Origin of the sequence: Streptomyces sp. DSM 15324 (assembly GCF_001514285.1) — a bacterium.
In the GTDB taxonomy this organism is placed as follows: domain Bacteria; phylum Actinomycetota; class Actinomycetes; order Streptomycetales; family Streptomycetaceae; genus Streptomyces.
The window spans coordinates 507962-533187 of the sequence record NZ_KQ949023.1; the positions used below are offsets into that span (position 1 = coordinate 507962).

Annotated in this window: 16 protein-coding genes; 12 read left to right on the top strand and 4 right to left on the bottom strand. The window is 71.8% G+C overall.

The window, feature by feature from the left end:
- Positions 1–124: 124 nt before the first annotated feature.
- The 11 genes from AQJ58_RS02225 to galE all read left to right on the top strand — a co-directional run bounded on the left by AQJ58_RS02225 (position 125) and on the right by galE (position 17565).
- Entirely contained in the window at positions 125–1180 is a 1056-nt protein-coding gene (locus AQJ58_RS02225) for a polyphosphate kinase 2 family protein (RefSeq protein WP_079078647.1), read from the top strand.
- Positions 1177–3903, top strand: a complete 2727-nt coding sequence (locus AQJ58_RS02230) for a cation-translocating P-type ATPase (RefSeq protein ID WP_067244249.1) — start codon at positions 1177–1179, stop codon at positions 3901–3903. Before AQJ58_RS02225 ends, AQJ58_RS02230 begins: the two co-directional genes overlap by 4 nt.
- A gap of 92 nt (positions 3904–3995) precedes the next feature.
- Positions 3996–4352, top strand: coding sequence for a carboxymuconolactone decarboxylase (locus AQJ58_RS02235; protein ID WP_067244251.1), 357 nt, complete (start codon positions 3996–3998; stop codon positions 4350–4352).
- Positions 4353–4434: 82 nt separating this feature from the next.
- Positions 4435–5502, top strand: a complete 1068-nt coding sequence (locus AQJ58_RS02240) for a hypothetical protein (RefSeq protein ID WP_067244253.1) — start codon at positions 4435–4437, stop codon at positions 5500–5502.
- Between the two features lie 48 nt (positions 5503–5550).
- Complete coding sequence (locus AQJ58_RS02245) at positions 5551–6285, top strand: TIGR03936 family radical SAM-associated protein (protein WP_067244255.1); 735 nt, start codon at positions 5551–5553, stop codon at positions 6283–6285.
- Between the two features lie 306 nt (positions 6286–6591).
- The gene (locus AQJ58_RS02250) at positions 6592–10947 is read left to right on the top strand and encodes an Rne/Rng family ribonuclease (protein WP_067244257.1); all 4356 of its coding nucleotides are present in this window, start codon (positions 6592–6594) and stop codon (positions 10945–10947) included.
- Positions 10948–11407: 460 nt separating this feature from the next.
- Positions 11408–12523 carry a DegT/DnrJ/EryC1/StrS family aminotransferase gene (locus AQJ58_RS02255; RefSeq protein ID WP_067244258.1) on the top strand — a complete coding sequence of 372 codons (1116 nt, stop codon included), beginning with the start codon at positions 11408–11410 and terminating at the stop codon, positions 12521–12523.
- 44 nt (positions 12524–12567) lie between these two features.
- The gene (locus AQJ58_RS02260) at positions 12568–13545 is read left to right on the top strand and encodes a Gfo/Idh/MocA family protein (RefSeq protein WP_067245661.1); all 978 of its coding nucleotides are present in this window, start codon (positions 12568–12570) and stop codon (positions 13543–13545) included.
- A 32-nt stretch (positions 13546–13577) separates the two neighbouring features.
- Positions 13578–15230, top strand: a complete 1653-nt coding sequence (locus tag AQJ58_RS02265; protein WP_067244260.1) for a glycosyltransferase family 2 protein — start codon at positions 13578–13580, stop codon at positions 15228–15230.
- A 9-nt stretch (positions 15231–15239) separates the two neighbouring features.
- The gene (locus tag AQJ58_RS02270) at positions 15240–16523 is read left to right on the top strand and encodes a nucleotide sugar dehydrogenase (protein ID WP_067244262.1); all 1284 of its coding nucleotides are present in this window, start codon (positions 15240–15242) and stop codon (positions 16521–16523) included.
- A 73-nt stretch (positions 16524–16596) separates the two neighbouring features.
- Positions 16597–17565, top strand: a complete 969-nt coding sequence (galE, locus tag AQJ58_RS02275) for a UDP-glucose 4-epimerase GalE (protein ID WP_067244264.1) — start codon at positions 16597–16599, stop codon at positions 17563–17565.
- A gap of 73 nt (positions 17566–17638) precedes the next feature.
- On the opposite strand, the gene AQJ58_RS02280 is transcribed toward galE, so the two are convergent.
- From AQJ58_RS02280 to AQJ58_RS02295, 4 genes are all read right to left on the bottom strand, one after another.
- Positions 17639–19783, bottom strand: coding sequence for a glycosyltransferase family protein (locus tag AQJ58_RS02280; protein WP_067244266.1), 2145 nt, complete (start codon positions 19781–19783; stop codon positions 17639–17641).
- Positions 19780–21024 carry a glycosyltransferase gene (locus AQJ58_RS02285; protein ID WP_079078649.1) on the bottom strand — a complete coding sequence of 415 codons (1245 nt, stop codon included), beginning with the start codon at positions 21022–21024 and terminating at the stop codon, positions 19780–19782. The genes AQJ58_RS02280 and AQJ58_RS02285 overlap by 4 nt, the downstream gene beginning before the upstream one ends.
- Positions 21025–21214: 190 nt before the next feature.
- Positions 21215–22318, bottom strand: a complete 1104-nt coding sequence (gene wecB, locus AQJ58_RS02290; protein WP_067244269.1) for a non-hydrolyzing UDP-N-acetylglucosamine 2-epimerase — start codon at positions 22316–22318, stop codon at positions 21215–21217.
- Between the two features lie 160 nt (positions 22319–22478).
- Positions 22479–23081, bottom strand: a complete 603-nt coding sequence (locus tag AQJ58_RS02295; RefSeq protein ID WP_067244271.1) for an acyltransferase — start codon at positions 23079–23081, stop codon at positions 22479–22481.
- Positions 23082–23615: 534 nt separating this feature from the next.
- Here AQJ58_RS02295 and AQJ58_RS02300 point away from each other — a divergent pair.
- Positions 23616–24998: an FG-GAP repeat protein gene (locus AQJ58_RS02300; RefSeq protein WP_079078650.1), complete on the top strand. Its 1383-nt coding sequence runs from the start codon at positions 23616–23618 to the stop codon at positions 24996–24998.
- The last annotated feature ends 228 nt before the right edge of the window (positions 24999–25226 follow it).

Here is a 25226-nt window from a genome sequence, read left to right on the forward strand (position 1 = left end):
CAACCTAAAGCCGGAGCGTGCCGGGCGGCGGGGAACCACCCGTGGCGGGTGAGGCCGGGGAAGGCATGCGCGGTGATGCTGCTGGAGGGGATCGGGGGACTCGGCGGCGAAGGGCGAGCGGGCGATGGGCGACGAGAGGGCCGAGCGGATCGCGGAGTTCGTCCGTCCGTTGCGGGTCGAGCCCGGCCGCAAGGTGCGGCTGGAGCAGGACTTCGACCCGCGGTACAAGGCGGGCATCCGCAGGAAGCGGGACGGCGTCGAGCTGCTGCGGAGCGGGGTCGAGCTGCTCGCCGACTACCAGCGGCGGCTGGCCGCGCAGGACACGCACGGGGTACTGGTCTGTCTCCAGGCGCTGGACGCCGGCGGCAAGGACGGCACGATCCGGCATGTGATGAGCGGCGTCAACCCGCAGGGCGTCCGGGTGGCCGGCTTCAAGGTGCCCTCCGACGACGAGCTCGACCACGACTTCCTCTGGCGCTACCACCGCGAACTGCCCCGGCGCGGCGAGATCGGCATCTTCAACCGGTCCCACTACGAAGAGGTCCTGGTGGTACGGGTGCACCCGGAGAACCTCCTGCGCCAGAAGCTGCCCGGCGCGGCCCGGGGTCCGGGCGTCTGGAAGCGGCGCTACCGGGAGATCAACGACTGGGAGCGCTACCTCACCGACAACGGCTTCACCATCGTCAAGATCTTCCTGAACCTGTCGAAGGAGGAACAGCGCACCCGTTTCCTCAAGCGCATCGACGTCCCCGAGCGGAACTGGAAGTTCTCGCCCGCCGACGTCCGTGAGCGCGCCCACTGGGACGACTACCAGAAGGCGTTCTCCAAGATGCTGTCGGCCACCAGCACCGCCTGGGCGCCCTGGTACGTCATCCCCGCCGACCGGAAGTGGTTCGCGCGGGTGTGTGTGAGCGCGGTGCTGGCCCACACCCTGATCGGCATCGACCCCCGCTACCCGGAGGTCGGCGGCGAGACCCGGCGCGAGCTGGCCGAGGTCAAGCGCGAGCTGGAGCGCCAGGCCCCCGAGGGCGAGCCGGCCGACCCCTTCGCCGCGAAGGAAACGGGCGAGGGAAAGGCCGAGGGGAAGGCCAAGGGAAAGGCAAAGGGGAGGGGCAAGGGAAGGGGCAGGGGCAAGGCCGCGGGCAAGGGTAGGGGCGGGAAGCATGGGGGGCGGGCATGAGCGCCCCGGCTCGCGTCCCGCAGCCGCAGCCCCGGCCGCGGGTGGCAGGCGATCGGTCCTGGTACGCGCTGCCCCCGGACGAGGTCGCCTCGGCCCTCGGGGCCGAGCCCGAGCGGGGGCTGTCCGCCGACCGGGCGGCCGAGCTGCTCCGGGCGAACGGCCCGAACGCGCTGCCGGAGGAACAGCCGGTGCCGGGCTGGCGCCGCTTCCTCGCCCAGTACAGCAGCTACATGCAGATCGTCCTGGTGGCCGCCGCGGCGGTCTCCCTCGCGATCAAGGAGTGGAGCACCGGCGTCCTGCTCCTGGTGCTCACGGTCCTCAACGCGGTCGTCGGGATGCGGCAGGAGGGCAAGGCGGAGAGCGCCATGAACGCCCTCAAGTCGATGATGAGGGCGACCGCGCGGGTGCGCCGGGACGGGGCGGAGTCGGAGATACCGGCCGAGGAGGTCGTCGTCGGTGACGTGGTGCTGCTCGCGGCGGGCGACGAGGTGCCGGCCGACGGGCGGATCGTCACCGCGAACGCCCTCCAGATCGACGAGTCCGCGCTGACCGGCGAGAGCGTGCCCGCGGTGAAGGACCCCGGGACGCTCACCGGCGCGGATCTGCCCCCCGGGGACCGCACGAACATGGCGTTCATGAACACCCCCGTCACCCACGGCAGCGCGACGGTGATCGTCACGGCCACCGGGGCCGACACCGAACTCGGCCGTATCTCGGGGATGCTGTCGAGCACCACCCGGGAGGCCTCCCCGCTGACCCGGGAGCTGGACCGGCTCACCCTGTGGATCGCGGGGACGGCCGGGCTGACGATGATCGTGATGTTCGTGCTGGGGCGCGGCCGCGGTACGGCGTGGGACGCGCTGTTCGTGAGCGCGGTCTCGCTGGCCATCGCCGCCATCCCGGAGGCGCTGCCGACGGTGACGCAGACGATCCTGTCGATCGGCGCGGTCGACCTCGCCCAGCGCGAGGCCATCGTCAAGGACCTGCCGTCGGTGGAGTCGCTGGGGTTCACCTCGGCGATCAACTCCGACAAGACCGGCACGCTCACCATGAACCAGATGACCGTGGTGGAAGTGCTCGATCCCGGTGACCGCTACACCGTCTCCGGCACCGGGTACGGCCTGGAGGGCAGGATCAGTCACCCCGTCGGCTCGGCGCCCGACATGGAGGAGGCGATCCTGCCGTACCTGGTCGCCAACGACGCCGCACTCGTCGGGGGCGCGGTGGTCGGCGACCCCACCGAGGGCGCGCTGCTGGTGCTCGGGCACAAGGCCGGCCTGGACATCGACGCCACCCGGGAGCGGCTGCCCCGGCTGGCCACGCTGCCCTTCGACCCGTCGTACAAGCTGATGGCCACCTTCAACCGGGCGACGGACGAGACGGGCCGCCCCGTCGTGCGCTGCTTCGTGAAGGGGGCGGCGCCCGCGGTGATCGGCCGGGCCGCGACGGCGCTCTCGGGCGGGAAGGCGGTGCCGTGGGACGAGGACGCCGGGGCGCGGGCGCAGACCCACATCGAGCGCATGGGCGGGGAGGGCCTGCGGGTGATGGCGGCTGCGCGCCGGGACCTCGACCCGGCGGACTTCGACGCCGACGGCGACCTCCTCGGGTACGTCACCGAGGTGCAGATGACCAGCCTGGTCGGCATGGTCGACCCGCCCCGCGAGGAGTCCCGGGCCGCGGTGGCCGACGCCCAGGCGGCCCACATCCGGGTGCGGATGGTCACCGGCGACGACGTCGTCACGGGGGCCGCCATCGCCCGGCAGCTCGGCATCGAGGGCGAGGCCGTGCTCGGCGCCGACTTCGCCGCGCTGCCGGAGGAGGAGCGGCTGGCGCGGATCGACGACATCGGCGTGGTCGGGCGGGTCGCCCCCGAGCACAAGGTGCTGCTCGCCGACACGCTGAAGGCGAAGGGGCATGTGGTGGCGATGACCGGGGACGGCGTCAACGACGCTCCGGCCATCAAGGCCGCCGATGTAGGGATCGCCATGGGGTCGGGCACCGAGGTCGCCAAGAACGCCGGCCGCGTGGTGCTGTCCGACGACAACTTCGCGACGATCGTCTTCGCCGTCGAACAGGGCCGCAAGATCTACGACAACCTCACCAAGTACATCCGGTTCGTGCTGGTGCTGCTGGTCGTGTTCGTGCTGACCTTCCTCGGCGCGACGCTGTTCGACATCGCCGCGGGGGAGCCGTTCACCCCGGCGCAGGTCCTGTGGATCCATTTCTTCGTCAACGCCGCCTTCGGTTTCGCGCTGGGCTTCGACCGCCAGAGCCCGGGACTCATGGCGCGCCGGCCCCGCCCGCGCGGCGAACCGGTGCTGACCACAGGGGTGATGGTCACCGTCGGGCTGTCCGGGCTGGCGATCACGGTCGGCCTGCTCTGTCTGATCCAGCTCGGCACCTCGCGCTTCGACAGCGTCGAGATCGGCCAGTCCATGGCGTTCACGTCCTTCGCTCTGTGTCTGATCGTGGCCGCGCTGGAGTGCCGCAGCGAGACGGAGACCGTGCTCACCACCGCCAGCTTCGACAGCAGGCAGATGAACATCGCGATGTTCGTGGAGTTCGTGCTTGCCGTGCTGGTGACCCAGATGGACGGCTTCCAGCGGCTCCTCGGGACGACCGACCTCGACCTGGAGCAGTTCGGCTGGTCGCTGCTGCCCGCGGTGGCCCTGCTGGCGCTGTGGGAGCTGGGCAAGGCCCTGGTCAGGCGCATCCGCGCCTGACATCGACCCCGCCCAACTCAGAAAGCCCACTCAGAAAGCCCAACTCAGAAAAGCACAACTCAGAAAGCACCACTCAGAAAGGTGATCCCGCCATGGCAACTGCATCCGAGACCCCTGTCCTCGACACGCTCGCCGCCATGACCATCGACTCCGTCGAGCGTTGTCACATGGACGACCGGACGCTCATCCTGACCCGTATCGCGGCCCTGGTGGCCGTCGATGCGCCGGCCATTTCGTACCTGGCGCACATCGACCCGGCGGTCAAGGCCGAACTGACCGTCGAGGAGCTCCAGGACGTCCTCGTCGCGATCGCGCCCGTCGTGGGCAGCGCGCGCGTGATGTCGGCGGCCGGCCACATCGCGCAGGCCTTCGGCGTCGCCATCGAGCTGGCCGAGGCCGAGGCGGAAGCCATCGCCACCGCCGAGGCGCAGAGCCGCGGCACGTCCTGAACTGCGCACGCCGGTCACACTTTTGTCGTCCGTCCGGCTGATGCGGTGCATCCGGTGAGCGGTCCGCGGCGTCTACACCTGTATGGACCTGCAGAAACCGCCCGCCGAGCCGCGTCAGCCGGAGGGATGTCTCGTCGTCGCGATCCGGCTGCCCGTGCGGATCGTGGTGCTCGTGCTGGTCGTGCCCGTGCGGATGGCCTGGGACGCGCTGGTCGTCACCGGCCGCTTCCTGCGGGACACCCTGCTCCGGCCCCTGGGCCGGGCCCTGCTCCGGCTGGGGAAGGTCCTGGTGATCGCCCCCGCCGTCGCCCTTCACCGGTACGTCCTCACCCCGCTCGGCCAGGCCGCCCGGTGGCTGGCCGAGGGGGTCGCGGCGGGGCTCGCCCGGCTGTACGCGCGCGTGCTGACGCCCGTGGGGCACGCGGTGGTGTGGCTGGTGCGGTACGGGATCGTCCTGCCGGTGCTGTGGACCGTGCGGTACGCGGTCGTCGTACCCGTGCGGTGGCTCGTCCGGTACCTGGTCGTCGTCCCGGCGCGGTGGGCGTACGCGTGGATCCTCGCCCCTGTCGGACGGGCCGCCGCCTGGTGCGCGGTCGGGCTGTGGCGGCTGCTGGGACTGCTGGTCACGGGGCTCGGGACGGCCGTTTACTGGATCGCGCGGGTGCTGCTGGTGCTGCCCGCGCTCGCGCTGTGGCGCTGGGTGCTCGTCCCCGTCGGGCGCTTCCTCGGCGTCCTCGCCCGCGAGGTCGGGGACGCGCTCGGACACGCCTGGCGGATCGCGGGGCACCTCTCGCGCGCCGTCGGACGGTTCCTCGCGACCCTCTTCCGGTGGGTCGTCGTCGAGCCGGTGCGCCTGGTGTACCGGACCGTCCTCACCCCGGTCGGACACGCCGTGCGCGACGCCGTCCTGAAGCCCGCCGCGCAGGCCGCGCGCGCCGTCGGCCGGGCGACCCGGCAGGCCCTCGCCTCCGCGCGCGAGACGGCCCGGCAGACCCGGGCCGACGTACGGCGGCTGCTGTTCGGGGAGTCACGGGAGGGGGCCGTGCGGACCCGGGAGAGGGAAGCGGTGCTCCGGCGGGAACCGTCGCCGCTCGGCACACGTACTCTTGATAGCAGTACGACCGCTCTCACGAACCTCACGAAGGACTGAACGACACTGGGCAAGCGACAGCCCGAAGGCCCGCCGCCCGCACCCGCGGTGCAGCGCATCCGACTGCGCTACACCAAGCGCGGCCGCCTCCGGTTCACCAGCCACCGTGACTTCCAGCGTGCCTTCGAGCGCGCGCTGCGCCGTGCCGAGGTGCCGATGGCGTACTCGGCGGGGTTCACGCCGCACCCGAAGGTGTCGTACGCCAATGCCGCGCCCACCGGCACGGGCAGCGAGGCGGAGTACCTGGAGATCGCGCTCACCGCGGCGCGCGAACCGCAGACGCTGCGTGCGCTGCTCGACGAGTCGCTGCCCAGCGGGCTCGACATCGTCGACGCGGTCGAGGCCCGCACCTCGGGCCTCGCCGACCGGCTCACGGCCTCCGTGTGGGAGCTGCGGCTCGACGGAGTCGACCCGGCCGACGCCGAACGCGCCGTCCAGGCCTTCAACTCCGCCGGGTCCGTCGAGGTCCAGCGCATGACCAAGAACGGCGTGCGCACCTTCGACGCCCGCCCCGCGGTCGTCCGTCTCGAAACACAGAGTGATGCGGCTGATAGGCCGACCGACCGGGCCTGTGCGATACTGCGCCTGGTTGTTCGGCACGTGACGCCTGCCGTACGACCCGACGACGTCCTGTCCGGTCTCCGCGCCGTGGCCGACCTGGCGCCGCCGGTCCCCGCAGCGGTGACCAGGCTGGCGCAGGGGCTGCTCGATGAAGAGACCGGCGCCGTGACCGACCCGCTCGCGCCCGACCGCGAGGCAGCCGAGGCCCTCACAACGGCCTAGCGACTGCCGCCGCGAAGGCGTCGACGCACGGAAGGTTCCGCATCGGGACGGGCGTCGTAGCGCAGCCCTCGGACTCGGGAGCCACCTGGGTCGGGCGGCGCACCCACCAGAAGACTTTCGCCAGGCCGTCGCAACAGGGCTACGGAACCGGCGAGACAGGACACAGAGAGCTCCCGTGCGGCGGCCGCGCCCCGGACGGCGGCAGCGCGCAGGCGCGCGAGCCGCGGACGTCAACGGCGACCGATCCCTCGTGATCGGCGCCGGGCCCGGTGCGGCGCCCGGGAGCCTGACGGGAGACACACCCGCATGCTCGAACCGACCGAACCCACCCAGGGTTCCGAAGAACAGAACAACACCCCCAGCGACACCCTGCCGCCGCGTCGTCGGCGCCGTGCCGCTTCCCGCCCGGCCGGCCCGCCGAGCGGCGCCGCCGAGGCCCCGGCCGAGATCACCGCGCCGGCCATACCGGCCGTGGAGACCGCCGAGCAGCTGGCGGACGAGGTCGACGAGACCGAAGAGGTCGCCGTGACCGGCGCGACCGAGGAGGCCGTGGCGGAGAAGGCCGAGGAGGCCGCTCCCGCGCCCCGTGCCCGGCGTCGGGCCACCCGTCGGGCGTCGGCGCCCGCCGGTGCCCCGGCCGAGGCGGCCGAGGCCGCCGCTGAGACGGTGGTGCCGGTGACCGCTGCCGCCGATGCCGCCGAGGTGACCGAAGCCGCCGAGGTGGAGGCCGTGGCGGAGAAGGCCGAGGAGGCCGCTCCCGCGCCGCGTTCCCGGCGTCGGGCCACCCGTCGGGCGTCGGCGCCCGCCGGTGCCCCGGCTGCTGCCGAGGCGGCCGAGGCGGAGCCCGCGACCGAGCCCGTGACCGAGGTCGAAGCCGAGGTCGCCGCTCCCGCCGAGGCCGAGGTCGAGGCCGAGGAGGCCGCTCCCGCGCCGCGTTCCCGGCGTCGGGCCACCCGTCGGGCGTCGGCGCCCGCCGGCGCTCCGGCCGAGACCGCGGCCGGCGAGGAGACGGTCAGCGAGGAGACGGTGCAGACGGAGCCCTCCGCGGCCGAGGAGCCCGCCGAGGCCGCGCCCGCCGTCCCGGAGGTCGCCGAAGAGGCTGCCCCCGCGCCCCGTGCCCGGCGTCGTGCCACCCGCCGGGCGACCGCGCCCGCCGGTGCCGCCGCCGAGAGCGAGGCCGAGCCGGCCGTGACCGCCACGCCCGCGCCCGCTGCCGAGGCCGCCGTGACCGAGCCCGCCGCCGTCGAGGCGACGGCCCCTGCCGCCGCCCAGGCCCCGGCCGTCGATGCCACCCCCCGTACCCCGGCCGTCGCCGAGGCGCCCGCCGACGAGGAGACCGGTACCCGACGGGCCCGTCGGCGCGTCGTGCGCCGGGCCGCCGGCGGCTTCTCCGAGCCCGCGCCCGTGCGCAACGGCGAGGGCGACGCACCGCGTCGGCCCGCGCGACCCGCGGTCGCCGTGTTCCAGGCGCCCGTGTTCGCCGAGCCGCAGTTCCAGACGCCGCAGCGCGCCGCCGCCGAGGCTGCCGCCGCGTCCGCCGAGGAGCCGGTCGAGGCCGAGGAGACCGAGGAACTGCCCACCGAGGAGGTTCCCGCCGAGGAGCAGGCCAGCTCGCGCCGTCGCCGTCGTCGCCGGGGTGCCGCCTTCGCGGAGGAGACCGAGGCCGCCGAGCCGACCGTGACCGCCACGCCCGCGCCCGTCGCCGAGGCGCCGGACGAGACCGAGCCCGAGGAGGCCGACGAGGCCGCCGAGGACGGGGTCGAGGGCGACGAGGAGAGCGAGGAGACCGGTTCGCGCCGTCGCCGTCGCCGCGGTGGGCGTCGTCGCCGCCGGGGCGAGGCCGCCGACGGCGAGAGCGACGGCGTGGACGCCGAGTCCGACGAACTCGCCGCCGAGCAGGCCGCTCAGGACGCCGAGGACACGGCCGAGCAGACGGAAGAGGACGCCGAGGACGCCGAGGACGAGGCCGGCGGGTCCACCGCGGGCAGCCGTCGCCGGCGCCGCCGCCGTCGTCGCGCCGGAGACAGCGGCACCGACACCGAGCCGGGCGACGGCGACCCCGAGCGCACCGTCGTCAAGGTCCGGGAGCCGCGCAAGCCCGCCGAGCCGTCCGACGAAGTGCAGTCCATCAAGGGCTCCACGCGTCTGGAGGCCAAGAAGCAGCGCCGCCGCGAAGGCCGCGAGCAGGGCCGCCGACGCGTCCCGATCATCACCGAGGCCGAGTTCCTGGCCCGCCGCGAGGCCGTCGAGCGCGTGATGGTCGTCCGCCAGAGCGGCGAGCGCACCCAGATCGGCGTCCTGGAGGACGGCGTGCTCGTCGAGCACTACGTCAACAAGGAGCAGTCGACCTCGTACGTCGGCAACGTCTACCTGGGTAAGGTCCAGAACGTCCTGCCGTCGATGGAGGCCGCCTTCATCGACATCGGCAAGGGCCGCAACGCCGTCCTGTACGCCGGTGAGGTCAACTTCGAGGCGCTCGGCATGGCCAACGGGCCGCGCCGTATCGAGTCCGCGCTGAAGTCCGGGCAGTCCGTCCTCGTCCAGGTGACCAAGGACCCGATCGGGCACAAGGGCGCTCGGCTGACCAGCCAGGTCTCCCTCCCGGGCCGCTACCTCGTGTACGTCCCCGAGGGCTCGATGACCGGCATCAGCCGCAAGCTGCCCGACACCGAGCGGGCCCGGCTGAAGACGATCCTGAAGAAGATCGTCCCCGAGGACGCGGGCGTGATCGTGCGCACCGCCGCCGAGGGCGCGAGCGAGGACGAGCTGCGCCGTGACGTCGAGCGCCTCCAGTCGCAGTGGGAGGACATCCAGAAGAAGTCCAGGAACGGCGGCGGCTCGAACGCCCCGTCGCTGCTGTACGGCGAGCCGGACATGACCGTCCGGGTCGTCCGCGACATCTTCAACGAGGACTTCTCCAAGGTCGTCGTCAGCGGCGACGAAGCCTGGTCGACCATCCACGGATACGTCTCGCACGTCGCGCCCGACCTGGCCGAGCGGCTGTCGAAGTGGACCTCCGAGGTCGACGTCTTCGCCACCTACCGGATCGACGAGCAGCTCGCCAAGGCGCTGGACCGCAAGGTCTGGCTGCCCAGCGGCGGTTCGCTGGTGATCGACCGGACCGAGGCGATGGTCGTCGTCGACGTCAACACCGGCAAGTTCACCGGTCAGGGCGGCAACCTCGAGGAGACGGTCACCAGGAACAACCTGGAGGCGGCCGAGGAGATCGTGCGCCAGCTGCGGCTGCGCGACCTCGGCGGCATCATCGTGATCGACTTCATCGACATGGTGCTGGAGTCCAACCGGGACCTGGTGCTGCGCCGACTGCTGGAGTGCCTGGGCCGCGACCGTACGAAGCACCAGGTCGCCGAGGTGACCTCGCTGGGCCTCGTGCAGATGACCCGCAAGCGGGTGGGCCAGGGTCTGCTGGAGTCCTTCTCCGAGACCTGCGTCCACTGCAACGGCCGCGGTGTCATCGTCCACATGGAGCAGCCGACCTCCGTCGGTGGCGGCGGCAAGCGCAGGAAGCGCGGCCGGGGCGGCGACGCCCACGAGCACGAGGCCGTGGCCGTCGAGACCGCCGAGCCGCTGGTGGACGTCGAGGAGGAGACCGAGAGCGAGGCCGAGGTCGCCGCCGAGGTGGCCGAGCCGCTCGTGCTGACGCCCCCGGAGTTCGCCCCCGACGAGGAGCTGTACAGCAGCGTCGCCGAGGCGGAGGCCGCGGCCACGCGTGGGCGGGGCCGTCGCAGGACGAGCCGCCGGGCGTCCGCTCCGGCCGGTGCGCCGAGGGGTGCCGGGCGCCGGGGCCGTGGCGAGGTGTTCGCCGCGGAGGAGCCGGCCGAGCAGCTCGTCGAGGAGGCTCCCGTCCGGACGCCCGTCGAGGCGCCTGTCGAGACGCCCGTCGAGGAGCTCGCGGAGGTGCCCACCGCGCAGGACGTGACCGCCGAGGCGGAGGCCGCGCGTCCGGTGCGGCCGGCCGAGACGCTCGCCGCACAGGCCGAGCCGGTCGCGGTGGAGGACCCGGTCGTCGAGGCCCCCGTCGCCGAGACGCCCGCTGCCGAGGAGGCCGCGCCCAAGGGCCGTACCCGTCGTCGCGCCACCCGCAAGGTGTCCGCGCCGGCCGGTTCGCCCGCCGGGGCCGAGGCCGCCGTGGTGACGGTCGTCGAGCCCGCCGTGGAGGCCCCGGCCGCCGAGGCGGAGCCCGTCGTGGCCGAGCCGGTCGCCGAGGCCGAGCCGGTCGCCGAGAGCGCGGCCCCGGCCCGCCCGCGGCGCCGTGCCGTGCGCAAGGCCACCGCGCCGACCGCGCCCGAGGAGACGGCCGTCGTGGTCGTCCCGTCGGCCGCGGCGGAGGCCACGGAGACCGAGGCCACGGACGAGCCCACGGAGGCCGAGCCCACGGAGACCCGGGCCCCCGAGGCTGAGGTCACCGAGGCTGAGGCCCCCGAGGCCGAGGGTGTCGTCGGTGAGGAGGCCGCTCCCGCCAAGAAGACGGCCGCCCGCAAGACGGCCAAGAAGGCCACGGCGAAGAAGGCCGCCACCAAGAAGACGGTGACGGCCAAGAAGACCGCGGCGAAGAAGACCGCGGCCAAGAAGACGACGGCCAAGAAGGCCGCCAAGGCGACGGTCGCGAAGAAGGCGGCTGCGCAGACGACCGAGGACTGACCCCCTCACCTGCGGTGCGACACGACGCGGGCGTCCGGCTCTCACCGGGCGCCCGCGCCGTCGTCCGTACGCCCCTCGGCCCCTCACCTCGTGTCGCACTGTGTTCACCGGAGAGTTACGCTGTGTCTTGCTTGTGATCGAGGGCACCCGGGGTGGTGGTTTCTCTGTGGTAACACTCGGGAAAATCGCCGTCCGCGTGCTGGTAACGTGCAGTCTGGTCCCGGTGGCCAAAGACATGCACACCGTGACCACAGCCGATGAGCACACCCGGTCCCGCACCGGGTACGGCTGACTTCCCGCAAGGAACCCTCGGGGGGCGGGGTCCTGTGTACAAGCCGTCCATCCGCCCACAGGCGGCCATGGACAACCAGGGATGCGGCCGTGCTGAGCATCGACATGGCCCTTCCCGACCGCATGACGTGGTGCGCCTTCGAGGTCGCCGTAGAGGAGGGGTACGTCGATGACCGACGCCCATGAGTTCATACCGGCCGCCAAACCCGTGATCGACGAGGACGAGATCGAGGCGGCGGTGCGCGTGCTGCGCAGCGGCCGGGTCGTCCAGGGTCCGGAGGTGGCCGCCTTCGAGGAGGAGTTCTCGGAGCTGGTAGACGGGCGTCACTGCGTCGCCGTCAACTCCGGCACCTCCGCCCTCCACCTGGCGCTGATGGCCCTCGGCCTCGGCCCGGGCGACGAGGTGATCGTGCCCTCGTTCTCCTTCGCGGCCTCCGCCAACGTGGTGCGGCTCGTCGGGGCCGACGTGGTCTTCGCCGACATCGACGCCGACACCTTCTGTCTCGACCCCGCCGCGGTCGAGGCGGCCATCACCCCGCGCACCGCCGCGATCATGCCGGTCCACCTCTACGGCCACCCCGCCGCGATGGACAGGATCATGGCGATCGCCGCGCAGCACGGCCTCGCCGTCGTCGAGGACGCCTGCCAGGCGCACGCCGCCGCCCTGAACGGCACCCCCGTCGGTGCCTTCGGCGCCGCGGGCACCTTCAGCTTCTACCCGACGAAGAACATGCACAGCCTCGAGGGCGGCATGATCTCCACCGGTGACGCCGAGGTCGCCCGCACCCTGCGCCTGCTGCGCAACCAGGGCATGGAGCAGCGCTACGCCAACGAGATCGTCGGCGCCAACGTCCGTATGACGGACGTCTCGGCCGCGATCGGCCGTGTCCAGCGCGGCAAGCTCGACGGCTGGACCGAGCAGCGCATCGCCAACGCCGCGTACCTCACCGAGCACATCAGCGCGCCGAACGTGGTCGCGCCGAAGGTCGCCGAGGGCGCCCGGCACATCTACCACCAGTACACCGTCCGCGTCCAGGGCGACCGCGATGCCTTCATGACCGGGCTGACCGAGGCCGGCATCGGCAACGCCGTGTACTACCCGACCCCCATCCACCGGCTGAAGCCGTACTGGGAGCCGGACCAGAAGGCCGGCCGCACCTGGGACCTGCCCGAGACGGAGCGCGCCGCCGCCGAGGTCGTGTCGCTGCCCGTGCACCCCTCGCTGTCCACGAACGACCTCGAGCGGATCGTCGCCGCCGTGAACACGCTGGGGGAGCAGCTGTGAGCAACGGGAAGCCGCTGCGCGCGGGACTCGTCGGCCTCGGTTCCATGGGCCGCCACCACGCCCGCGTGCTGGCCGGACTGGAGGGCGTCGACCTGGTCGGCGTCGTCGACCCGATGGGCGACAAGTTCGGCGCCGCCCAGGGGACGCCGGTCCTGGACACGGTCGAGGAGCTCATCGCCCTCGGGGTCGACTACGCGGTCGTGGCCTGCCCCACCCACCTGCACGAGCAGGTCGGTCTGGCGCTCGCCGAGGCCGGGGTGTGCGCGCTCATCGAGAAGCCCGTCGCGGAGACCGTGGAGGGTGCCCGCCGCCTCGTCGAGGCGTTCGAGTCCCGCTCCCTGGTCGCCGGTGTCGGCCACATCGAGCGCTGCAACCCGGCGCTGCGCTCGCTGCGCGCCCGCCTGGAGGCCGGCGAGCTCGGTGACGTCTACCAGGTCGTGACCCGCCGCCAGGGCCCGTTCCCGCACCGCATCGCGGACGTCGGCGTGGTCAAGGACCTCGCCACCCACGACATCGACCTGACCGGCTGGGTGACCGGACGCGAGTACGTGTCCATCGCCGCCCACACCGTCTCCAAGAGCGGCCGTGTGCACGAGGACATGGTCTCCGCGGTGGGCCGCCTCGACGACGGCACCATGGTGAACCACCTGGTGAACTGGCTCAGCCCGCTCAAGGAGCGCTTCACCTCGGTGACCGGGGAGCGCGGCTGCTTCATCGCCGACACCCTCACCGCCGACCTGACCTTCCACTCCAACGCCGCGGTCACCACCGAGTGGGAGGCCCTCCAGGCCTTCCGCGGGGTGTCCGAGGGCGACATGATCCGGTACGCCATACCCAAGCGGGAGCCGCTGCTCGTCGAGCACGAGCTGTTCCGGGACGCGGTGCTGGGCAAGGAGGCCGACATCTGCACGCTGCGCCAGGGCATGCGTACGGTCGAGGTGGCGGCGGCCGTGCTCGAGTCGGCCACACAGAACCGCAGCGTCTCCCTGCAGGTGAAGGACCTGGCAACTCATGGTAGTTGAGCATCGCACAACGGGGGAAGTGGAGCAGGGGAATGAGCGCTGCGCCTGAGGTCACCGTGGTCGTCGCGGTGTACAACACGATGCCTTACCTGACCGAGTGTCTGAATTCCCTGGTCGGGCAGAGCATCGGCCGGGAGCGCCTGGAGATCGTCGCCGTGGACGACGGCTCCACGGACGACAGCGGCGCCGAACTCGACCGGTTCGCGGCGCTGTACCCGGACACCGTCAAGGTGATCCACCAGTCGAACTCCGGCGGCCCGGCCGCGCCCAGCAACCGCGCGCTGGACGTCGCCACCGGCCGGTACGTGTACTTCATCGGCTCCGACGACTACCTCGGCGAAGAGGCGCTGGAGCGCATGGTGAAGTGCGCCGACGACAACGACTCGGACGTCGTCGTCGGCAAGATGGTCGGCACCAACGGCCGGTACGTGCACCAGGCGCTGTACAAGGAGAACGCCGCGGACGTCAGCCTGTACGACTCCGCGCTGCCGTTCACCCTGGCGAACACCAAGCTGTTCCGGCGGGACATGGTGGAGAAGTACCACCTGCGCTTCCCCGAGCACCTGCCCGTGGGCAGCGACCAGCCGTTCACCATCGAGGCGTGCGTGCGCGCCCGGAAGATCTCGGTGGTGGCCGACTACACCTGCTACTACGCGGTCAAGCGCGGCGACGCCAGCAACATCACCTACCGCGCCGACCATCTGGCGCGGCTGCGGGCGGCGGCCGAGATCATGGACTTCACGGCCGGGCTGATCGAGGCGGGTCCGGGCCGGGACGCCGTGCTGCGCCGGCACTTCACCTGGGAGCTGGCCAAGCTCGTCCAGGACGACTTCCCGTCCCTGGACCGGGAGTTGCAGCGGCAGATCTGCACGGGCATCGGCCGGCTGGCGGACGTGTACTTCACCGACGGCCTCCGTGACGCCATGGACGTCAAGCGCCGGGTGCGGATCGCGCTGGCGCAGGCCGTGGCCATCGACGACCTCGCCGAGGCGATCTCCTCGGAGGCGGAGCACGGGGCGCCCCCGTTCGTGGTGGAGGGCGAGCGCGCCTACGCCCGCTACCCGGGCTTCCGTGACCCCCGCATCGGGGTGTCCGACCGGGTCTACGAACTGGTCGGGGAGGCCGTACCGGGCCGCCTCGCCAAGGGCACCGTGCTGCTGGACTCCGCCTGGGAGCAGCAGGGCGAGAAGCTCGCCTACACGGCGTCCGTTCAGGTGCCGGTCCTCGGTGACGTGGAGGGGGCCGGCTTGGCGTTGCGCCTGGTCAAGGGTGCGATGCCCAAGTCGGCGGACAAGCCGGGCGCGCGCCGGCTGAAGCCCGGGCACGAGCTCGGGCCCGTGGTGGGCGAGATGAGGGTGGAGCCGGCCGTGCACGGCACCGCCGCCACCGTGCTGCACGCCCGTGTCCCGCTGGAGCCGGCCACCGGCAAGTGGGGCGTGCGGGTGTACGTCGACGTGGCCGGTTCGACGTACGAGATCCCCGTGAGCGGCAAGGGTCTGCCCATGCCGCTGGCCCGCAAGTGGGGCAGGGACGACGACCCGTACCGGGCGTCGGCACTGGTCAACCCCAAGGGACGCGTGGTGGTCGACACGGCCCAGATGTACCCCCCGAAGAGGACTGTGGTCCGGCGGGCGCTGGGGGGCCTTGTCCGGAAACTGAAGTCCCGTTCCAAAAGGAAGAAGTAGCGACCCTCCATGAACATCTGTGTAGTAGCGCTCGGCAAGATCGGGCTTCCGCTGGCGGTGCAGTTCGCCTCCAAGGGCCACCGGGTCATCGGCGCGGACGTCAACGAGAAGGTCGTCGAGCTGGTCAACGCCGGTGTCGAGCCGTTCCCCGGTGAGCACGACCTCGACGTCAAGCTGAAGCAGGCCGTCGACGCCGGTCTGCTGAGCGCGACCACGGACACCGCGTCCGCGGTCGCCGAGTCCGAGGCCGTCGTCGTGGTCGTCCCGCTGTTCGTGGACGCCGAGGGCACCCCGGACTTCGGCTGGATGGACGCGGCGACCAAGGCGATCGCGCACGGCCTCAAGCCCGGCACGCTGGTCTCGTACGAGACGACCCTCCCGGTCGGCACCACCCGCACCCGGTGGGCTCCGATGCTCGCCGAGGGCTCGGGCCTGACCGCCGGCGAGGACTTCCACCTGGTCTTCTCCCCGGAGCGCGTCCTGACCGGCCGGGTCTTCGCCGACCTGCGCCGCTACCCCAAGCTGGTCGGCGGCATCGACGAGGCGTCGACGGCCCGCGGCGTGGAGTTCTACGAGCAGGTCCTCGACTTCGACGAGCGCGCCGACCTGCCGCAGGCCAACGGCGTGTGGGACCTGGGCACCGCCGAGGCCTCCGAGCTGGCCAAGCTGGCCGAGACGACCTACCGGGACGTCAACATCGGGCTCGCGAACCAGTTCGCGCGGTTCGCGGACAGCAACGGCATCGACGTCAAGAAGGTCATCGAGGCCTGCAACTCGCAGCCGTACAGCCACATCCACCAGCCGGGCATAGCCGTCGGCGGCCACTGCATCCCGATCTACCCGCGGATGTACCTGTGGAACGACCCGTCGGCGACCGTCGTGCGCTCCGCCCGTGAGGCGAACGCGGCGATGCCGCAGTACGCGGTGGACCTGCTCGCGGCCGCCTACGGCGACCTCACCGGTGTGAACGTCCTCGTCCTGGGCGCCGCCTACCGCGGCGGTGTGAAGGAGACCGCGTTCTCGGGTGTCTTCCCGACCGTCGAGGCCCTCAAGGCGCGCGGCGCGGTGCCGTACGTCTCGGACCCGATGTACACGGCCGAGGAGCTGGCCGCGCACGGCCTCCCCCCGCACGCGGGCGAGAAGGTCACGGCGGCGATCCTCCAGGCCGACCACGCCGAGTACCGCACCCTGACCCCGGCGGACCTGCCGGACGTCACGGTCCTCGTCGACGGGCGCCGTACCACGGACCCGGAGGCCTGGAAGGGCGTGCGTCGGGTGGTCATCGGCGGCTGACGCCACTCGGTAAGGGACAGAACTCAAGGCCCCGCCCCGGTGTCGGGGCGGGGCCATTTCAGGAAGGCTTTGCATGACCTGGCTGATCACGGGTGGGGCCGGTTACATCGGCTCCCACGTGGTGAAGGCGATGGTGGGCGCCGGTGAGCGGGTCGTCGTCCTCGACGACCTGAGCACGGGCCGTGCCGAGCGGCTGCCGGACGGCGTCGTCCTGGAGGTCGGCACGGTCCTCGACCGGAACGTGCTCGACCGGGTCCTTCGCGAGCACGGCGTGACCGGCGTCGTGCACATCGCGGGGAAGAAGCAGGTCGCCGAGTCCGTGGCGCGACCCCTGTACTACTACCACGAGAACGTCGAGGGCCTGCGGACGCTGCTCGACGCCGCGGCCGAAACCGGCGTCGTCCGTTTCCTGTTCTCCTCGTCCGCCGCCGTGTACGGAATGCCGGACGTCGACCTGGTCACGGAGAAGACGCCGTGCGCGCCCATCAACCCCTACGGTGAGACCAAGCTCGCCGGGGAGTGGCTCGTGGCGGCGGCGGGCGCCCGGTACGGCCTCGCGACGGCCTCTCTGCGCTACTTCAACGTGGCCGGGGCGGCCACGCCGGAGCTGGGTGACGACGGCGCGTTCAACCTCGTCCCTATGGTCTTCGAACGCCTCGACCAGGGCGAGGCGCCGTGGATCTTCGGCGACGACTATCCGACGCCCGACGGGACCTGTGTCCGTGACTTCATCCACGTCGAGGACATCGCCGCCGCGCACGTGGCGGCGGCCCGCAGGCTGGTCGTCGATCCCGCCGCCCGACTGGTCCTCAACGTCGGCCGCGGCGAGGGCGTTTCGGTCGCCGAGATGATCCGCATCATCGCGGAGATCACCGGCCGCGGCGACCTCGAGCCCCGGGTCCGGGAACGCCGCCCGGGTGATCCGGCACGGGTCGTGGCCTCGGCGGACCAAGCCCGCGAGGAGCTCGGCTGGACCGCGCGGCACAGCGTACGCGCGATGGTCGAGTCGGCCTGGACGGGCTGGCGGCTGCGGCATCCCTAGACCGCGGACGCGACCGGCGCAGGGCACGGAGAAAGGGGCCCCGGGACACTTTCGGGGCCCCTTTCTCCGTGGCTCAGCTCTCGTCGAGGAACAGCCGCTCGAAGTGCTTCTGCACCACGGGCCAGTCCCACACCGTCAGCGCGTGCTCCGCCGCCAGCTTGCCGGCGGCGCGCCAAGACTCCTCTGTGGCCGTCGTCTTCAGGATCTGCTCGGCCGCCGCCGCGGGTGAGGGGACGACCCAGCCCTGCGGGTAGAGGGTGCGGGCACTGTTGGGCTTGCCCGCGTAGAAGGGCCAGTCGCGGACGACCGGAACGGCACCGCTCGCAGCGCCCTCCATGAGACCGACGTGGCAGCCCTCGCGCACGGAGGAGCTGAGGATCGTACCGATGTCGACGAGCTTGGACGGGACGTCGTCCGTGGGGCCGAGGCGGACGACCGCGCCGGACTCCTCGAGCGGCTCCAGCAGCGCCTCGAACTGCTTGAGGTACTCCTTGGTGGCCTGGCTGGTCTTCGGATCCATGTCGCCACCCACCAGGATCAGCCGGTAGCGCTCGTCGTGCTTGCGGACCCGCTCCAGGACGTCCAAGGCCCACTTGGGGTCCTTGGCTACCTGGCTGATGCCGATCAGGCCCAGGTTGAAGCGGGCCTCGGCCGGCTTCGGCCGGTTGAAGCCCGACAGGTCCATCGCGTTATCGATGAAGTGCATGCGGGGTGCCTGCTTGCCGCGGAGCACCGGCACCAGCGACGTCGTCAGGTCCTGCACATGCGGTGCCACGAAGACGAGGTCGTCGACGCGCGAGAAGTCCGTCAGGTGCGGCCAGCGCGTGAACGCCTCGTAGCTGTGCAGGCGTACGACGATCCGGGTGTCGCCCGGGTCGATGGTGGTGAGCATGCCGGCCGGTCCGGCCGCCCACTCGAGGAACACCGTGTCGGCCCAGTCGAGGTGGGGGCGCATCAGGCGCTCCACCTCTTCCTGGTAGTCGGTGGTGCCGTCCGCCAGCCGGTCCTTGAGCATCCGCGTGGCCGCCCACGAGATGCGCTTCAGGTGCTTGTTCGCGGCCAGGTCCAGATAGCGCAGCTCGACGCCGGGGTGGTCGGCGAAGTGTGCCTTGATCAGATGCAGGAAGTTGTCGTTGGCGCTCGTCGTCACCAACAGCCGCAGCGGGCGGTCGCCGGGCAGCGGAGCGGCGGGAACCTTGCGGCCGCGGGGGCGGCTGAGCGCCTGGAACGCCTTCGACGTGTGCAGAACGGCGGCGAACCCCTCGGCGTCCTTGGCCAGCGGCGAGGACAGCTGGTCGATGTGCAGCACGCGGTGGAAGTGCAGAAACAGCGCCCGGTTCAGCGCGTCGGCCGCCTCGTCGGTTCTTCCCTTGGCGAACTCCGCGTCGGCGAGTGTCAGATGGGCCTTCACCGCCTTGTCGCAGTCGCGGGGGCTGATGCCCTTCTTGATTTCCTGCATGGCGGACTCGTAGTACAGGTCGGCCCGCAGGGACAGATCCGGGATCTTCGCGGCGGCATCCGCGAGGGTCAGTGCGGCCCCGCTGACGCGGCCCGCCCACTGCATGCCCTCCGCGACGTACCGCGAGGTCGCGGCGCGCACCTTTATGGGCATGCCGGGCGCGGTCACGGCCGAGCGCCACAGCCGGGCGCCGACACCGGAACGCATCACGGGCCGCGGGGTCGCCGCCCGCACCAGCTGGGCGGGAAGCTGGTCCACCCCGCGGCGTACGTCACGGGCGACGGCATGCAGCGGTGGCAGGACGGAGGAACGCCGGGCCGTGGTGCCGCCCTGGGCCTGCAACTCCGCCACGGCTCTCAGGGCGGGCGCGATCCCGAACTTTGCGGGCGCGGTGCGGTTGTACTCGGCCAGTCGCCAGACCGTGTACACGGCGCCGGCGTCCAGGGCGACCAGCACGTCGGCCTTGCGGGCCCGGGAGCGCAGCCAGGAGTCCCCCTTCACCTGGATCCACTGGCGCAGTCCGCGCGGGGCCTTGCCCACCCGGCGGCGCAGTGCCTGGCTGCGATGGCGCAGGTTGCGCGGCAACTGGTGCGCCTCGGCCAACGCGACTTTGGCGAGCTCCTCGGGGACGCCCTCGGCCTCCAGGTGGAAGCTGCCGGCCAGGTGCACGCGGGCACCCTGGGCGTTCAACTTGGCCACCGCGTCGGCGAGCACGCCGAACTGAGGGCGGGAGGTGGCGACGAGCAGGACTTCGGTCACTTGGCGAGCTCCTCGACAAGGTTCTTGACGGCGACGGACATCAGCGCCTCACGAGTGAACTGGTCGGCGTGGGCCATCGCGTCCGCGTGCTCCTCGTCGGTCGTCTCCACGGCCATGTGGGCGGCCTTGACGAACGATTCCGTCAGACCGGCCTCGTCGATGCCCGGAGCGCCCGTCCACAGCGGATGCCCCTTCAGCACATTAGAGGCGTCGTGCTCGACGGCGTGCGCCGACACGATCGGCAGCCCGGTTGCCATGTACTCGTACACCTTGCCGGAGGTGACGTAGCGGCCGCCGATGAGAACCAGCACCATGGCGTCCCAGCGGGCGTAGATGTCGGCGACCTCGGCCTTGGCGGCGGGCCCGCCGTAGAAGACGCCGTCGGCCTCGGCCTCCTTGAGGACCTCGGCGTGCCGGTTCGCCCCGCGGCTGGCTCCGTTGCCGAGGTGGCCGCGCAGCTCGAAGCGGGCGTTCGCCAGCAGCGGCTCCTTCGCCCGGGCGGCCCGCCAGGCGTTCAGGACGATCTCCAGGTGCTGAACGGTGAAGTTGACCGTGCCGAGGTAGCCGAAGACCAGACCGGACTCGGGGTCCGGATTGTGCGCACGGCCCGGCGAGCTGTCCGCGTCGTAGCCGTTACGGACGACGTGCACGCGGGAGGTGAGCTCGGGGTACCGCTTGCGGTAGTGCTCGGCGATGGGATCGTTGACCACCCACAGGGAGACCGCCTGGTCGAGGACCTTCTTCTCCCAGCGGCCCTCCTCGGAGTCCCGGGCGAACGCCTCGACGCCGTCGATGACGTCGATGGACCAGCCGTCGCGGAAGTCCACCGCGAAGGGGACCTTCGCCTCCTCCCACAGTTTCCAGGCAGCTGCGAGGTTCACATAGGGAACGCAGCTGGCCAGCACCAGGTCCGCCGGCTGCCTGCGGTGGATGCGCAGCACGGCCTGCTCCAGGTCGCCGCGCCACTCGCCGAAGTTGGGCTCGGGGAAGGTCTGGGTCTGACGACGGCGGAGCTCGGAGACCCAGCCGTGCGGATCCAGGGCACGCGCCTCGTCGTAGAGGCGGATGTCCGTCTCCAGGTCCTCGCGGACCAAGGGCAGTTCCTCGATCTTCACCCTGGGGTCGACCTGGTCGAGCAGGGAGAGGTCGATGCCGGAGTCGAGTTCCCAGGACTCACGGGCGATGTTGACGACCGTGACGTCCCAGCCGGCCTTGGCGAACTGGTTGGCCGTCTCGCGCATCCGGTACGTGGAGCTCTTGGCGGCCGGCGGAAAACCGATGGCGAGGTAGATGACGTGGGGTCGTCTGCCCTTCGCAGGCGACGCGGGCGAGGGAGCGGATGACATAGCGATTGACGCTAGCACGCTGATGTGCGCGGGCTGTGGGACGCATGTGACCGACGGTGTGCTTCGGCCGCCCCACGGGTCCGCATCAGCCGCGCCGGCTGCCTCCCTTCGCTTCTTCCATGAGACGGATGACGTTGCGTGCCGCGGTGCCGTCGCCGTACGGGGTGCCCGGGTCGTTCGTCGGAACGGGACGCGTCACGGTTTCGGACCACTCCTGCGGCGACAGGCTGTGGGGGTCGGGAACGAGGACGTTCCAGCCCGTGTTGACGGTCTCCACCCATTCGGTCTCCGGACGGATGGTGGTGCAGATGCGCTCCAGCAGGAACGCCTCCTTCTGCAGGCCACCCGAGTCGGTGACCACGCCGACGGAGGCGAGGACGGCGGCGACCAGGCTCGCGTAGGGCAGCGGGCGGCCGACGTGGAGGTTGCCCTGCGCCAGGTCGATGCCGTGCTCCTCGGCACGGGCGACCAGACGCGGGTGGGCGGCGAGCGCCACCGGCACCGGCAGCTTGGCCAGCGAGCCGACGATCGCGGCGAGCCGCTCGGGATCGTCGGTGTTGTCCGGGCGGTGCAGGGTCGCCAGCAGGAACGGCTGCGCCGGGTCGATGCCCTCGGGGAGCTCGGGAGCCGGGAAGGCGCCAGCCCGCACCTGGTCGCGGATGCGCAGGCAGATGTCGACCATCACATCGCCGGCCAGTCGGGTGCGGTCGGCGAGGCCCTCGTTGGCCAGGTGGCGCACGGCCTCCTCGGTCGGGGCCAGCAGCAGGTCGGCGCAGTGGTCGGTGAGGACGCGGTTGTGCTCCTCGGGCATGCGCCGGTTGAAGGAGCGCAGGCCCGCTTCCAGGTGGGCGACCGGCAGGTGCATCTTCACGGCGGACAGCGCCCCGGCGATGGTCGAGTTGGTGTCGCCGTAGACGAGCACCCAGTCCGGCTGCTCGCGCTCGAGTACCGGGTCGAGCGCGGAGAGCACGGCGCCGGTCTGTACGCCGTGGCTGCCGGAACCAACGCCAAGGTGGACATCGGGGTCGGGGATGCCCAGGCCGGAGAAGAAGACGTCGGAGAGATCGGCGTCATAGTGCTGCCCCGTGTGCACGATGACGTGCTCATGGTCGGTCTCGGCGAAGGCGGCCGCGATGGGGGCCAGCTTCACCAGTTGGGGGCGGGCACCGACGATGCTGATTACTTTCACAGAGCAACTCTTCTTCTGGGGTCTGCTGGGTTTGCTGGAACGGTTTCGGGCAGGGAAATGGCTGGCAAACCTTTGGACGCGTCAGATCCGTGGCAGGTTGCGCCCGGAGCGGCGCATCGTGTCCGCATCGTGATGGGAGTCGGGGCGGACCGGGTGGCCGTCAGACACCGCGCTCGACCAGCGTGCCGTCCTTCTCGTCGTGCAGGGAGCCGGTCCGCGGGCACTCCCAGACGCCCGGCTCGTCCGCCTGTTCGACCAGTCGTACTCCCGCCCGGCCGACCCAGCCGATGCGGCGGGCGGGGACACCGACGACCAGGGCGAAGTCGGGCACGTCCTTGGTGACGACGGCGCCCGCGGCCACCATGGCCCACCTGCCGATGGTGAGCGGCGCCACGCAGACCGAGCGCGCGCCGATCGAGGCGCCGTCGAGGATCTTCACGCCGACGGCCTCCCAGTCGCCGCCGCGCTTCTGCTTGCCGTCGGGGTCCACGGAACGGGGGTTGTGGTCGTTGGTGAGGACCACGGCCGGCCCGATGAAGACGCCGCTGCCCAGCTCGGCGGGCTCGTAGACGAGGGCGTAGTTCTGGAGCTTGCAGTTGTCGCCCATGCGCACGCCCGATCCGACGTACGCGCCCCGGCCGATCACACAGCCTTCGCCGAGCCGGGCGCCCTCGCGGATCTGTGCGAGGTCCCAGACGCTGCTGCCGGCCCCGATCTCGGCGCTCTCGTCTACCTGCGCACTGGGCTGGACCCTGTAGTTCACTTCGTCGCCTTCCGGTATCCGGGTTCGGGGTTCGGGGTAATGCGCAGCATACGGGCCGGAGGCGAACGGGCCGTGGCGAGCGGGGAGGGGAGGCGTCCCGGTACCGGCCTCGACAGCGACGTACGGGATCTTTGTGACCGATATCACGTTCGTTCGGCGTCGAGCTCGAGCGGTGACCATCCGGAAGTCCCGGCCGGCTTGGCCGGGAAGAGGGTCCCTTGCTCGCGCGGATGCCCGGGTGCACCTTGAGGTTGCGTATGCGTCGCCTGTGATTCTTGTCATGTTCCGGGGGACTCGGGGGGTATTGCATGTGCACTTCACGCAAAGGGATGATCCCTTGACGTTCTTTAGGTTCTCTTTATCCACGGGGTGCTTGTGTCAAGGGTGGGGAAAGTGTGGCGGCGTGCTGCCGCCACCGCTGTGGCAGGGACCTTACTGGCATGGGGCGTCGGGACCGGCGGTGTTCCCGCCGCGGCCGCGGTCGCATGTCCGTCAGGCGTCGAGTCCGACTTCAACGGTGACGGTGTCAGGGACATGGCAATCGCCGATCCCGAGGCGACCGTCGACGGCGTGGCCAAGGCCGGTGCCGTCCACGTCGTGTACGGCGGCGGCAAGGGCAGCGTGACCATCTCCCAGGCCCCGGACAACATCCCGGGCGCCCCCGAGCGCGGCGACCAGTACGGCTACGCGCTGGCCGTCTACGACGCCAATCTTGACGGATGCAGCGACCTGGTGGTCGGCGCCCCGTACGAGGACCTCGGCACCGTGCCCGACGCCGGACTCGTCCAGGTGATCTACGGCGCCACGACCGGGCTGGGCAGTGGCACCGCCGCCAAGGAGTTCCTCCAGGGCACCGACAAGCCGCTCGGCGGCGCCGCGGAGGCGGAGGACTGGGTCGGTTACGCCGTCGCGGCCGGGAAGACCGCGGCCGGCACGCCCTACCTGCTGATCGGCAGCCCCGGCGAGTCGATCGGCACGGTCGAGGACGCGGGTGCCTTCTACTACGTCAGCGGCACCGCCCAGACCGTCGCCGGCGTCAACCAGAACACCGAGACCGCAGGGCCCGTGTCCGGCACCGCCGAACAGGACGACCGGTTCGGCGCCACTCTCGCCGCCACCCCGACCCACTTCGCCGTCGGCGCACCGGGCGAGGCACTGGGCACCGTGGCCTTCGCCGGTGGCGTCGGCTACTTCAGCCACACGCTGACCTCCAACTCCCCCAAGCCGCTGGGCGGTCTGGGCCAGGACCAGGACGAGATCAGCGGAGCCGAGGAGGCCGGCGACCAGTTCGGCGCCGCGCTCGCCATGGTCCCGTACCGGCCTTCGGGCGCCACCTCCACCACCGAGTCGCTGCTCGTGGTGGGCGTCCCCGGCGAGGACCTGTCGACCACCGTCGACGCCGGGGCCGTCCAGGTCTTCCGGCTCACCGCGAGCGGCGCCTTCAGCCAGCTGGCCTGGATCGACCAGAACACGGAGAACGTGGAGGAGGTGGCCGAGGCCGGCGACCTGTTCGGCAAGCGCCTCACCGCCGTCAACACCTCCCCGAACGCCACCTCCACGGCCACGACCACCAAGGTCGCCATCGGTGTGCCCGGCGAGGAGTCCTCCGAGGAGTACGCGGACAAGGGCGGTGTGCAGATCGTCCCGCTGGTCGGCGCGCCCGGCGCCTCCGACCAGTGGCTCGACCCCGGTTACGGCGTGCCCTCCACGCCCGCACCGCGCATGCTCACCGGCCTGTCCCTGGCCGCCACGCCTTCCCTGCTCTACGTGGGCGTGCCCTACGGTCCGGCCGACGGCCACGCGGTCTACGGCTTCCCGTGGAACGTGACCTCCGGCGGGGCGCCGACGACGACGGTCAAGCCCGGTGAGGGCGGCATCCCGGCGGGCGACGTGGCCTTCGGGGCGACCGTCCGCTGACGCGGCCTCAGGACACGGTGCCCGGACGGCCCAGCCGCCGTCGGGCACCGTGCCCCACCGGCCGCGGGTGTCCCCGGTGAGGGGTCTCGGCGCCACCGCCGACGTGGGCCCCACCGGACCGACCGGAACATCGACGGGGCCGAGGGGGAGGCCGGAACCGGCGACTTCTCCGGCCGGCGGCACACCGCCGTCGACACCACCGCCGACATGGTCGGTACGGCATCCAGG